The 13,051-nt window shown below is 36.7% G+C and carries 12 protein-coding genes; 9 read left to right on the forward strand and 3 right to left on the reverse strand.

The genetic code is table 11. The features are described 5' to 3' along the window. Positions 1-210: 210 nt before the first annotated feature. Positions 211-1,848, forward strand: coding sequence for a hypothetical protein (locus tag IWC72_RS19195; RefSeq protein ID WP_194530901.1), 1,638 nt, complete (start codon positions 211-213; stop codon positions 1,846-1,848). 84 nt (positions 1,849-1,932) lie between these two features. Here the strand turns inward: IWC72_RS19195 and IWC72_RS19200 are convergent, their stop codons facing one another. Both IWC72_RS19200 and IWC72_RS19205 read right to left on the reverse strand, forming a co-directional pair. Continuing rightward, positions 1,933-3,108: a GlmU family protein gene (locus tag IWC72_RS19200; protein ID WP_194530902.1), complete on the reverse strand. Its 1,176-nt coding sequence runs from the start codon at positions 3,106-3,108 to the stop codon at positions 1,933-1,935. Between the two features lie 135 nt (positions 3,109-3,243). Continuing rightward, a complete protein-coding gene (locus tag IWC72_RS19205) occupies positions 3,244-3,531 on the reverse strand; it encodes a type B 50S ribosomal protein L31 (RefSeq protein WP_194527788.1) in 288 nt (95 codons plus the stop codon). A 151-nt stretch (positions 3,532-3,682) separates the two neighbouring features. Between IWC72_RS19205 and IWC72_RS19210 the strand changes: the two genes are divergently transcribed. The 7 genes from IWC72_RS19210 (at position 3,683) to IWC72_RS19240 (ending at position 10,580) form a co-directional block, all read left to right on the forward strand. Continuing rightward, positions 3,683-4,234, forward strand: a complete 552-nt coding sequence (locus tag IWC72_RS19210; protein WP_226968092.1) for a DUF4199 domain-containing protein — start codon at positions 3,683-3,685, stop codon at positions 4,232-4,234. Between the two features lie 189 nt (positions 4,235-4,423). Then, the gene (locus tag IWC72_RS19215) at positions 4,424-5,398 is read left to right on the forward strand and encodes a glycosyltransferase family 2 protein (protein WP_194530903.1); all 975 of its coding nucleotides are present in this window, start codon (positions 4,424-4,426) and stop codon (positions 5,396-5,398) included. A gap of 39 nt (positions 5,399-5,437) precedes the next feature. Next, positions 5,438-7,147 carry a phospho-sugar mutase gene (locus IWC72_RS19220; RefSeq protein WP_194527790.1) on the forward strand — a complete coding sequence of 570 codons (1,710 nt, stop codon included), beginning with the start codon at positions 5,438-5,440 and terminating at the stop codon, positions 7,145-7,147. Continuing rightward, the gene (locus IWC72_RS19225) at positions 7,147-8,973 is read left to right on the forward strand and encodes an ABC transporter ATP-binding protein (protein WP_194530904.1); all 1,827 of its coding nucleotides are present in this window, start codon (positions 7,147-7,149) and stop codon (positions 8,971-8,973) included. Before IWC72_RS19220 ends, IWC72_RS19225 begins: the two co-directional genes overlap by 1 nt. A gap of 59 nt (positions 8,974-9,032) precedes the next feature. Continuing rightward, entirely contained in the window at positions 9,033-9,587 is a 555-nt protein-coding gene (locus IWC72_RS19230; protein ID WP_194527792.1) for an RNA polymerase sigma factor, read from the forward strand. Positions 9,588-9,598: 11 nt separating this feature from the next. Then, positions 9,599-10,120, forward strand: coding sequence for a hypothetical protein (locus tag IWC72_RS19235; protein ID WP_194527793.1), 522 nt, complete (start codon positions 9,599-9,601; stop codon positions 10,118-10,120). After that, positions 10,113-10,580, forward strand: coding sequence for a hypothetical protein (locus IWC72_RS19240; RefSeq protein WP_194527794.1), 468 nt, complete (start codon positions 10,113-10,115; stop codon positions 10,578-10,580). The genes IWC72_RS19235 and IWC72_RS19240 overlap by 8 nt, the downstream gene beginning before the upstream one ends. Positions 10,581-10,592: 12 nt before the next feature. Here IWC72_RS19240 and IWC72_RS19245 read toward each other — a convergent pair whose 3' ends face one another. After that, a complete protein-coding gene (locus IWC72_RS19245; protein ID WP_194530905.1) occupies positions 10,593-11,621 on the reverse strand; it encodes a WD40/YVTN/BNR-like repeat-containing protein in 1,029 nt (342 codons plus the stop codon). A gap of 72 nt (positions 11,622-11,693) precedes the next feature. Between IWC72_RS19245 and IWC72_RS19250 the strand changes: the two genes are divergently transcribed. Next, on the forward strand, positions 11,694-12,908 hold the full coding sequence (locus tag IWC72_RS19250; RefSeq protein ID WP_194530906.1) for an RsmB/NOP family class I SAM-dependent RNA methyltransferase: 1,215 nt from the start codon (positions 11,694-11,696) through the stop codon (positions 12,906-12,908). The last annotated feature ends 143 nt before the right edge of the window (positions 12,909-13,051 follow it).

Below are 13,051 nucleotides of genomic sequence, written 5' to 3' on the forward strand. Positions count from 1 at the left end.
AACGTATTAAAAAACACATCTCTACCTGCTGCTCTTACTCAAATATTCTATATTTGGACGAAAATAAAAATGCCTGTTTCTAAGCTTTTTACAGAACAACTAGCCACTAACACCTGAAAACCAACCATCATTGTGATTCTTACTCTTAAAAATATATATTATCACCTTACGATTACCTTTTTGCTTCTATCGCTCTTCTCTTCAAAAACTATGCTTGCACAAGAAGCTGCTTTACAACAGAAAATCTCGGCCATTCAAGAGTTATTGACTTCTGTGGAAGCTAACAAATTAACTTTTAACCAAGTACTAAAAACCACTTCTCCCGGTTATTATGATTTTACCGTTAACGAAGTGAATAGTAAAGGAAACGAGGTAGTAACCTCATACTCATTTGCCCTGTCTGATGTAAACAAAAACTCAGTTCGGTCTTTTACAAAGCGAGATGTTATTCTCATTGAGCTTACGGTTAAAGGAAAACAGAAACTAATCAAAAGAACAACAGACGGAGGAGACAAGGTCGTTTATTTACCAAGCCTTACCATGTATGGTTTAAATGCGGATAACGGTCGCGACCTAGAGAATGCCATTGAAGATGCCATTCCTATAGCAAATGAGCTTGATGAAAGCTTACTTGTTTTGAACTCTTACCCTGAACATTTGCAATGGCTAAAAAACAATATTGGCAATGTGAGCTTACCAAAGCAGCAAATAACCCAACAAATTACTACAGATACGCAAATACCTGGTTTCGTAGTATTAGAGCAAGTTCCTGGTTCTAAAAAAGAACGTTTTGAATTCAATCTATCTCTATTAAACCCTAACTCGGTAAACTATAAAATTTCAGGTGATGAATTTCTTATTGAAATAGGAACTAAAAGAGGTATTGCAGGCATAAAACACTTTAGCGAAGATATTCTGAAAGGGTATACTGATAAGGTTCTTTTTTACGCCAGTTCTTTGGCAAACGGAAAAAACATTCATAAAGTCTTGAAAGGAGTTGTTCCATTAGCCGAAACTGAATTTAATTCTTCTAAACCTGACATTAGCTCTGTTGAAAATGCACTGAGTTTTCTAAACAAACACATTGATGCCATAGAGTCAGACGGAAGAACAACAACACAAAATATAGCCTTAGAGGAAAATATGGCCACTTTTTCTTTAAAAGAAACGGTATCGGACAAAAATGAAGAACATTTAAACTTCTTTAACCTAACCGATATTAATCAAAATGGAATTAGTTTTAAAGACAAGAAAACCAGACTTTACCTAGTATTGAATACAAATAAAGGTGCTTATTACATTGGCCACTCCCGGAACGGTGAAGCCAAAAACTACGAAAAACAACTTTTTGTTTATTTCAATTCTTATGATGACGCCATAATTGGCAAAGAAGCACTGAAGTTCTTGATTGAGCACTATGAAAACGAGATAGAAGAAACTGAAGCTCCTGAAACAAGTTTAGAAGATGCGTTATCATTACTTAGCAATGAAATAAAACCTGTATATAATGACAACCTTCAACACGAACAACAAATAGAACTTTTAGAAACCGAAACCAGTACTTTTAGATTTATTAAAGTACTCTCTACCTCCAAAAAAACTATTGAAAATGTTTTTGAATTCAGCGCCCAAGACCTGAACAAACAAAACAGCAAGGTTAAGGTGTCAGGAAAAAGGGTCTGGGCAGAAATTGGCACCAAATCTGGCGAAAAGTTAGTAAAGGTTTATGAAGACGGCAAAGTCCAGAATTATGAAAACAAAATTGAAATTGAAGCACCTACAATTGAAAATGCGAAAAAAATCGTAGAGATTCTCAAGAGATTAGCAGCCTCTCAAAACAAATTGTAATCTACCTTAGAACAAGTCCACAAGGAACATACTTTGATTATAAGGCAAGCCTTGGAGTATTTAATCTCCATTATTGAGTGAAAATTAATAGTTCCTCCACTTTTTGGTTAACTCAAAAACATGTTCCAAAATCCGAGCTTCTTGATCATCAAACTCCATATTTCTTCTTGCCATCATTACCTTGGCAGCATCAAATGCTTTTGATGTGCTATACGTAGAAAAGCCTGAGGCACCACCCCAACTAAAACTTGGTACAAAATTACGTGGAAAGCCAGGAACATAAATATTACAATTCACTCCAATTACTGTACCCGTATTAAACATGGTGTTTATTGCAGTCTTACTGTGGTCTCCCATCATTAGTCCACAAAATTGCAAACCTGTTTGTTCAAAACTTTCCGTAGCATAGTTCCACAAACGAACTTTTGCATAATTATTTTTAAGGTTGGAGTTATTAGAATCCGCACCAATATTACACCATTCGCCCAAAACGGCATTTCCTAAATACCCCTCATGCCCTTTACTTGAATAACCAAAAATAACAGAGTTACTAATTTCCCCACAAACCTTGCCATAAGGACCTATTGTTGTGGCCCCATATATTTTAGCTCCCATTTTCACCACGGCATTATCACACAAAGCAAAAGCGCCACGAATAAGGTTTCCTTCCCAAACTTCTGAATTTTTACCCAAATAAATAGGACCATCCGTTGCATTCAAGATACTATGCTCAACTCGAGCCCCTTCCTCCATAAAAATACGTTCTGGATGGATCAAGGTATTACTCTTAGGGATAGGGGCACTTTTTCTCCCTTCGGTTATGAAATCAAAATCTGCCTGGATAGCTTCTCCATTTTTTGAAAAAATATCCCACGTATTCACTATTTGGATTAGGTCATCATCAAACTCAATTTGCTTATATGAAGAAAAATCCACCTCTTCCTGGCTTTCATTCGTAAAAAAAGCAATGACTTCATCTCCTTTAAAAATGGCTTCGTTCTCTTTTAAATCCTGAACAAGGTCTACCAATTTCTGATTTGGCAAATAGGACGCATTAATCAATACATTTTCTTCCATTTCTACCATAGGAAATTTTTCGGACAGATACTCCTCCGTTATGGTCGTAGTAGTGTTTCCGAGATACTTTTCCCATTTTTCACGTATCGTTAATATACCCACACGGATATCCGCAACAGGCCGTGTAAAAGTGAAAGGCAGCAGGTTATCCCGTACCGTACCGTCAAAAAGAATATAGTTCATGGCTGGCAATTTTATGCTAAAGTAGGTATTCTCTTTTTTTAATCCATTTGTTCACCCATAGAAATATAGGTAAGATTATAAACTAAAAAAGCCTCCGACAATTGTGGAGGCTTTCTAAATATCTTAAACAAGAATTTATTTTTCTTCTTTATCAGCTTTAGCTGCTGCAGGTTTCTTCTTGAACTTGTCGTATTTGCTTTTGAACTTATCAATACGTCCGGCAGTATCAAGAAGTTTAGCCTTACCAGTATAAAACGGGTGAGATGTTCTTGAAATTTCTAATTTTACCACTGGGTATTCAACACCTTCAACTTCTATAGTTTCTTTGGTAACTGCTGTAGATTTAGTTAAAAAAACTTCGTCGTTAGACATGTCTTTAAAAGCAACTAATCTATAATTTTCTGGATGTATATCTTTCTTCATTATAAATAAAATTTAACGCACCCATTCCGACAGGCACTCATTTTAAGGCTGCAAATTTAGTTAATTTTCCTGAATTCGCAATCTAATTGTAAAAAAAGAAAGAAAAAAGATATTTTTATCTGTAACAAAGTAACAAAAACTAGTACTAACTTTGAAAACAACCAAAAAGACTATAGATAAGATGGAAGATACTCAAGCTCAAACGGGAAAGTTTTCTCTTAATTACGGACTACTAGTAGGCGCTGTTGGCATTGCCTTTGGCATTATGCTCTACACGATGGATATGCACTATGAACGTGGCTTTGCCGTGCAAGGTACACAAACGTTAATTTTAGTTGCCGGTATTGTATTGGGCATTTATCAATTTAAAAAGGCAAATTCTAACTTCCTAACAATTTCCGAAGCTTTAAAAGTTGGTGCAGGAGTCGCCCTTATTGCAGGTCTTTTAGGCATACTCTATTTTTACATCTTCTCTAATTTTATAGAACCTGATTTCATGGATAATATGTATGAAATTGGAAAACAGCAAGCTTTAATAGACAATCCTAAACTTACGGAAGAACAAATTGACCAAGGTATAGAAATGCAGAAGTCGTTCTCTTGGATGACTTACCCCATAATTTTGGTCATGAACATCCTTATTGGCCTGGTGGTTGGTGTTATTACAGGTCTAATCCTAAAAAAAGACAAACCTGCATATTAGACCTTCGTTCCTATTGACTTATTTTTTATTATATAATTTTTTAACTATCAACACTTTACCATTAAACAACATTGTATTTTCTATAAACCAGAGGAAGTCTACACTAAAGAAAGAAGCGTTATAGCATAAAAGTTTAAATGACTTCAAGATCAAAATTGTATTTTTGGTCAGACTTTATAGAAACTGTGAATGGATCTGTCCATAATTATACCCTTACTTAACGAAGAAGAATCTCTAAAAGAGCTTCATGAGTGGATTGTAAACGTTATGCGTTCCAACAATTTCACTTATGAGATTATTTTCATAGATGATGGTAGTACCGATGATTCTTGGAAAATAATTACAGCACTCTCTGAGTCAAACCCTAGTGTAAACGGGCTGCGATTCAGAACTAATTTCGGAAAATCTCAAGCGCTACACGCTGGTTTTAAAGCAGCAAAAGGCAATGTAGTTATTACTATGGATGCCGACCTTCAAGATGATCCTGAAGAAATTCCTGAATTGTACCGATTAATAAAAGAAGATAAGTACGATTTAGTTTCGGGTTGGAAGAAAAAAAGATTTGATTCGGTACTTTCTAAAAATATGCCTTCCAAATTGTTTAATTGGGCGGCAAGAAAGACTTCTGGTGTAAAACTACATGATTTTAATTGTGGCCTCAAGGCTTTCGATAAAAAAGTCATCAAAACCATTGAGGTATCTGGTGAAATGCACAGATATATTCCAGTTTTGGCTAAAAACGCTGGTTACAGCAATATTGGAGAAAAAGTTGTAAAACACCAGGCACGTAAATATGGACACACTAAATTTGGAATGGAACGTTTTATAAACGGTTTTCTAGACTTGTTGACCATTTGGTTTGTATCTAAATTTGGTCGTCAGCCTATGCATTTATTTGGTGCATTGGGTGTTCTCATGTTCATTATAGGCTTTGGATTTGCCATCTATTTAGGTGTAGATAAGCTATTTATCAACCCATATGGAAGATTAATAACTGATCGCCCACAATTTTTCATTGCACTTACCGCAATGATAATTGGTACTCAATTATTTTTAGCTGGATTTTTAGGCGAAATTTTGATAAGATCACGAAAAAACGAAACACGTTATACCATTTCCGAAGAAATAGGCCCGGAGTCAAAAGCAAAAGAATATTCTTCGTAAGTTTAAGCGCTAAATAACACATATAACACAGACACTACTATGGATGCCATTCTAAATACTGCCAAAACTTGGTTGACCGATTTTTTTGACCCAGAAGTAAAAAAAGAAGTTCAACACCTAATTGATAACGATACTGAAGAGCTAAAGGACAGATTCTACAAGAATATGGAATTTGGAACCGGCGGCATGCGAGGTGTAATGGGTGTTGGCACCAATAGAATCAATAAATACACTTTAGGTAAAAGCACTCAAGGTTTAAGCAATTACCTTAAAAAAACATACAGTAACGAAGAAATAAAAGTAGTTATCGCGTTTGATTGTCGTCACAATAGCGACACCTTGGCAAGAACCGTAGCTGAAGTACTTTCTGCAAACGGAATCAAAGTTTTTCTTTTTTCTGAATTACGCACCACTCCAGAATTATCTTTTGCCGTTAGACATTTAGGTTGCCACGCTGGTATAGTCCTTACTGCTTCTCACAACCCGCCAGAGTATAATGGCTATAAAGTATATTGGACCGACGGCGGACAAATTGTTCCACCGCAAGATGGTGAGATTATATCAGAAATCAATTCGCTTTCTTTTGAGGACATTAAGTTCGAGGCCAATGATAGTCTAATTGAAACTATTGACAAAGAAGTTGATGAAGCTTTCATAACAGAATCGGTAGCTAATGGAAACTTTAACGCTGCAGGTAAAGATGATTTTCAAATTGTTTTTACTTCGCTTCACGGTACATCCATTACTGCTATTCCAGAAGTGTTAAAAAGAGCCGATTACAAAAATGTAACCATTATTGAAGAGCAGGCCAAACCTGATGGTGACTTCCCAACGGTGAAATCTCCAAACCCTGAAGAGCCAGAAGCTCTTTCAATGGCAGTTGCAAAAGCCGAGGAAATAGGAGCTGATATGGTTGTAGGTACCGACCCGGATAGTGACCGTTTGGGTATTGCCGTTCGTAACCTTGACGGAGAAATGGAAATAGTAAATGGTAACCAAGCCATGATTTTAATGACCAAATTTCTTTTGGAAAAGCAAAAAGAAAAAGGTTTTAAAGGCAATGAATTTATCGCTACTACTATTGTTTCAACCCCTATGATGGAGGCTATGGCAAAAGCTTATGGTATTGAATTCAAAACAGCACTTACTGGCTTTAAATGGATTGGAAAAATGATAAAAGACTTCCCGGAATCCAATTTTGTTGGTGGTGGCGAAGAAAGTTTTGGTTATATGGTAGGTGATTTTGTTCGTGACAAAGACGCCGTTACCTCTACCCTACTAGCTTGTGAAATTGCTGCTCAGGCTAAAGCAGATGGTAGTTCTTTTTACAAAAAGTTGATCGACTGCTATGTTGATTATGGTTTCTATAAAGAAAAACTGATTTCCATTACTAAAAAGGGAATGAGCGGAGCCGAGGAAATCAAACAAATGCTAATAGACTTTAAAGAGAACCCTGTTTCTTCTGTTGCTGGTTCTAAAGTAAAATGGATTGAAGACTACAACACTTCTATCGCTAAAAATGTGCTTACAGGTGAAGAGAAAGCTATCGATATCCCAAAATCCAATGTATTAATATACGAAACTGAAGACGGCACACGAATTGCTGCAAGGCCAAGTGGAACCGAGCCTAAGGTGAAATTTTATATCAGTACAAATACAAAATTGGAAAAAGCAGAAGATTTCAAAAAAGTCTCTAAAGAATTGGATAATAAAATCCAGGATATTCTTAGAGAACTTAATCTCGGTTAATGGAGTATTTCAAAAAAATCCTTCGGTTTGCAAAGCCGTATAAATTATTTGCATTTTTAAATATTATATCGAACATTCTCTATGCCTTGTTTTCAACATTGGCAATGATTTCGTTGTTCCCTATGTTAACGGTCCTTTTCAATAAAACTGAACCGCTTTACGTAAAGCCGGAATGGAAAGGACTGTCTAGTGCCAAGGACTATATTACGGAATACCTAAATTTTTTCGTTACCGAAAGAAGTCAGCAAGGCGATGCCGGCGATGTCCTCATGCTAATGGTAATTCTAATTATTAGTATGTTCTTCATGAAGAACGTATTTAATTACCTCGCCATGTACTTTATTACTTTTTTGCGTAACGGGGTACTTAAAGATTTACGGAATGAACTGTATGACAAAACAGTAGAATTGCCCATTTCATACTATTCGGAAAAGAGAAAAGGGGACACTATTGCCCGTATTACTTCGGATGTACTAGAAATTCAACATTCCTTTTTATCCATATTAGAGCTTATCGTTAGAGAACCATTGACTATACTATTCACTATTATAGCCATGTTATCCATAAGTCCTAAACTAACACTATTTGTATTTTTGTTCCTTCCGCTTTCTGGTTTTTTAATTTCATTAATAGGAAAATCGCTGAAAAGAAAATCCGCCAAGGTTCAAAAAGAACAAGGCTTTTTCTTATCTATCTTAGAAGAGACCTTAGGTGGTTTACGGGTTATAAAAGCTTTTAATGCAGAATCTAGGTTTTCAAAAACATTTCAAGCCTCCACCAAAAGATTTTTTAATTTCTCCAATAGCCTACTCAACAGACAAAACTTAGCTTCACCTACAAGTGAGTTCTTTGGTATTGCCGCAATTGGTGTTATCCTTTGGTACGGTGGGCAAATGGTTCTTGTAGAACAGACTTTGGAGCCTGGGCTATTCATTACCTACATGACGCTTTCGTATCAGATTTTAACGCCTGCAAAAGCAATTAGCAAAGCTTCATACAGTGTAAAAAAAGGAAACGCTGCCGCAGAGCGGGTCATAGAAATCCTTGAAACGAAAAACCCTATCGTAGACAAGCCAGATGCTTTGGTCAAGGAAACTTTTGACAAAGGGTTAGAAATTCAAAATATATCTTTTAAATATGAAGATGAATATGTATTAAAAAACTTCAATTTAAAAGTTCCTAAAGGAGAAACCGTAGCGCTTGTTGGGCAATCTGGTAGTGGAAAAAGTACGATTGCGAACCTGGTGACCCGTTTTTATGACGTTAATGAAGGTGAGATTTCCATAGACGGTCACAACATCAAAGACATATCCAAAAAGTCTTTAAGAGGTCTTCTTGGCCTTGTTACACAAGATAGCATCTTATTTAATGACACCGTAGCTAGCAATATTTCCTTGGGCAAAGAAAATGCTACCAAGGAAGAAATAATAGAGGCGGCAAAAATTGCCAATGCCCACGATTTTATAGCAGACCTACCTAAAGGCTATGACACCAATATTGGCGACAGCGGCAACAAACTCAGTGGTGGTCAAAAGCAACGTTTATCCATTGCAAGAGCGGTATTAAAAAATCCTCCCATCATGATATTGGACGAGGCCACTTCTGCCCTAGATACGGAGAGCGAACGCCTGGTACAAGATGCTTTGGAGAAAATGATGCGCAATAGAACTTCCATAGTTATCGCCCATAGACTTTCCACCATTCAGAATGCCAATACCATTGTGGTACTTCAAAAAGGAGAAATAGTAGAACAAGGTTCTCACGACGAACTCATCGCTAAAGATGGCGCTTATAAAAAACTAGTGCAAATGCAATCTTTGGGCTAAGCAATTAAACCTTTTGCTAAATTTATAGTCTTAACTATAAGAATTTAAGCCCAATCCATTTGATTGCAGAGGAAACCTTAGTAAATCAGTTACAACAGACAGAAACGCAGGCCAGCGCTTTTGGGGTATTGGTAGATACTTATAAAGAGCGTCTATACTGGCATATTCGTAGAATTGTGTTAAACCATGATGATGCAGATGATGTGCTACAGAATACTTTTATAAAGGTTTACAAAAACATTTCAAATTTTAAGGGAGATAGTAAACTCTATTCTTGGATCTATAGGATAGCTACCAACGAGGCGCTTTCATTTTTGAAAAGCAAATCCAGGATGATGGGTGTCAGTGATGGAGAATTACAAGACCGTTTAGTCGAAAATCTTAAAGCGGACGTATATTTTGAAGGTGAAGAAATACAATTAAAGCTACAGCAGGCCATAGCAACCCTGCCAGAAAAGCAAAAACTAGTCTTCAACATGAAATACTTCCAAGAGCTTAAATACGAAGAAATTTCAGAGATTCTTGAAACATCGGTCGGAGGTCTAAAAGCCTCTTATCATCTGGCAACCAAGAAGATTGAAGCACATTTAAAAGAACAAAAAGAATATCTTTAGCAGTATAGCGTATGAAGCCATTCGATAAAAAAAATCCGTTTAAAGCCCCAGAAGGTTATTTTGAAAAGTTTGATAAAAACCTTTTTGAAAAGCTCGCTAGCGAAGGTACCGCCATACCTAAAAAGGAAGGTTTTGAACTTCCTGATGGTTACTTTGATTCTTTTAATGACAGGCTTTTAAATAAATTAAAGGAAGAACAAGAAAGCAAGGTCATTCCGTTAAAACCTTACAAGAAGTATTATTACGCAGTAGTGGCCGTAGCTGCAATATTAGTAGTTGCCTTGGCTTTAAATTTGAATTTAAACAAAACAAACGAAATTGGTTTTGATGATTTGGCGCAATCAGACATCGAAAACTATTTTGACCAAAATGAATTAGATCTTACCAGCTATGAAATAGCAGAGGTAATGCCCATAAGTGAGCTTGAAATGACAGATATGTTCGAGAGTAATTTTAGCGACGAAAACGTGCTTGATTATCTAAATGAGAACACAGATTATTTTGACGAATTAAATCTTGAAAACAATGAATAGATTAAAAAAAATAATAGTAACCATGGTACTTTTATTAGTCTCTGCGCAGTTTTATGCTCAGAAATCCCATGATTACGACAAAATAAAGTCCCTTAAAATCGCTTATCTAACAGAACGCTTAAACTTGAGTAGCAAAGAAGCGCAGGCTTTTTGGCCTATCTATAATGAATACGAAGATAAACGTGGAGCTCTTAGAGAGAAAGAACACAACCAGATTCGTAACAAGGTAAAAGAATCTGAAAAACTTTCAGAAAAAGAAGCGCATTCTATCATAGAGCTATTTCTTGAATTTGAACAGCAAGAGGAAGATATTAGAAAGGACTTCATCAAAAAAGCTTCAGGAGTTATTACAGCTAAGAAAACACTTTTACTCTTACGTTCAGAAGAAGAATTTAAACGCCAGCTCATTAGAAAATATCATCAAAAGCAGCGCGGCCAAAGCGATAAAAACATGCCTTAAAACATGTTAACTTTACTTAAAGGTCAGTTTGGCCATTCTATTTTTCCCGGCGGCATAGGCCACATTTTCATCCTGAAAACGAATTGTATAAAAGGATTCATCGGACAGTTGTTTCCAAGTAGTTCCTCTATCGTTTGAATAAGAGACACCTGTAAACCCAATGGCTACAAGACCTTTGCCATCGGATCCGGGAACAAATTGAACACAACTTTTGTATTGCGGATTTTGACCATCGGCTACTAGCTGCCAAGTTTTTCCTCCATCAGTTGTTATGGCCTTATTAGCCGTATTGATTTCTGGTTTTGTGAAATCACCTCCAATAACAAAACCTATATTTTCGTCATAAAAATCGATTGAAAAAATGCCCTGGGTCTCTACATCACAGCTCACCGGAGTGTTTTGAATTTCCCATGTTTTTCCTTTATCACCCGAAAAATAAACTCGACTTTTAGTTGTCCCTATCCAAGTTTTGTCACCCAGCACTTTAATATTCGTATTGCTAGCCGCAAAAGCCCCTTCTCCCCTTACACTCCTCGGAAGTTGTTCGCACGGCAATTTACTCCATGTATTTCCCCCGTCCCTGGTTATCAGAATACTTAAGCAACCGTTCATTGCATCTCCAACCACAATACCCTCAGAATCGTTCCAAAAAGTCATAGCGTCATAAAAAACACTATCGTCTTCCTCGGTATATACCAATTCCATCTGTCCGTTTTCACCTGTTTTATATAACAATGCCGGATTTGCAATAGATATCATAAAAAAATCCGTCGAAGTATGGGCAATAGCTCGAAACTCCGGAGTAATAGAATCATATTTTTGTATACTTTCCCTAACCTTACCCGTAGCTAGATCCACATTTCCAAATATACCGTTACTGCCAGCATACCCTAAACTGTTTCCCATAATCTCTATCGCACGGATACTTACGGAATCTTCATAAATGGTTTCAATTTCAACGGAAGTAAATGGTTGATTTTTTTGCTTTTCAGCACAAGAAATAAAAAGAATGGCAGTCAAAAGAGGGAATAGAAATCGCATACGTACAAAGTTTCTCAAAAATAAAGGTAATCCAACAGCAAAACAATACCTTTGCAGCCTTAATTTTTTGTAATGAAGCTACATAGAAACTTGGTTTTCGCCGTAATCGATGCCTTGAACTTGATTTTTAACGAAGGAGAATATGCCGATAAGGTAGTACAGAAAGTACTAAAGTTCGATAAACGCTGGGGTTCTCGCGACCGTGGTTTTATTGCCGAAACTACTTATGAAATGGTACGTTACAAGCGTCTGTATTCTGAAATTGCCGAAGTAAAGGCACCTTTCAGCAGACCGGACCTTTTTAGAATGTGGGCGGTATGGGCTGTTTTAAAAGGAATAAAACTTCCGGATTGGAAACAGATAGAACCTACCCCGGAACGCCGTATTAAAGGACGATTTGATGAACTTTCCAATATTAGAAAATTCCGCGAATCACTTCCGGATTGGATAGATGAGATTTGTTTGGAGGCTTTGGGCGAAAAACTGTGGAACGAAGAAAGTGCTGCACTTAACGAGCAAGCAGAAGTAATTCTACGAACCAACACCTTAAATACAAACAAAGAAGCCCTTCGTAAAGCTTTACTTGATGAGGGTATAGTTGTTGAACCGATCAAAGGGTACGCCAGTGCACTTAGGTTACCAGAACGTGCCAATGTTTTTGTTACCGAATCATTTAAGAAGGGTTATTTTGAAGTTCAAGATGCCTCGTCTCAGCTTGTAGCGGAATATCTGGATGTAAAACCAGGACAACGTGTAGTAGATACCTGTGCCGGAGCCGGCGGAAAATCACTTCACTTGGCTGCGCTTATGGAAAATAAAGGTCAGCTTATTTCCATGGACATCTATGGTAGTAAGTTAAAAGAGTTAAAAAGACGTGCTAGACGGAATAATGCTCATAATATTGAAACCCGTGAAATAGATTCTACCAAAGTATTTAAAAAGTTATACGGTAGCGCAGACCGTGTTTTGATAGATGCTCCTTGTACAGGTATTGGGGTGTTACGTAGAAACCCGGACAGTAAATGGAAAATGCAACCCGAGTTTCTTGAAAAAATTACGAAAACGCAGCATGATATCATTCGCAGCTATAGCAAAATAGTAAAGCCAGGCGGAAAAATGGTTTATGCGACTTGCTCAATTCTTCCGCAGGAAAACAATGACCAAGTGACCTCATTTCTTGCATCTGAAGAAGGAAAGGACTTCAGTTTGGTAAAAGAGAAGAAGATTTTCGCTTCAAAAAGTGGTTTTGACGGGTTTTATATGGCATTGTTAGAAAAGAAAAGCTAGTTATTCAATTTGCATAACATAGGTTTTTAAACTTTGTTCCATTGATAGTATTGAATGAATTCACTTTCATTTAGTACTAAACCGAGAAGAATTTAATCTCGATTATCGAGTAATCAACAGGCTGTTAACTTTTAGTTTGAAAA

Origin of the sequence: Zobellia roscoffensis, from assembly GCF_015330165.1 — a bacterium.
In the GTDB taxonomy this organism is placed as follows: Bacteria; Bacteroidota; Bacteroidia; order Flavobacteriales; family Flavobacteriaceae; genus Zobellia; species Zobellia roscoffensis.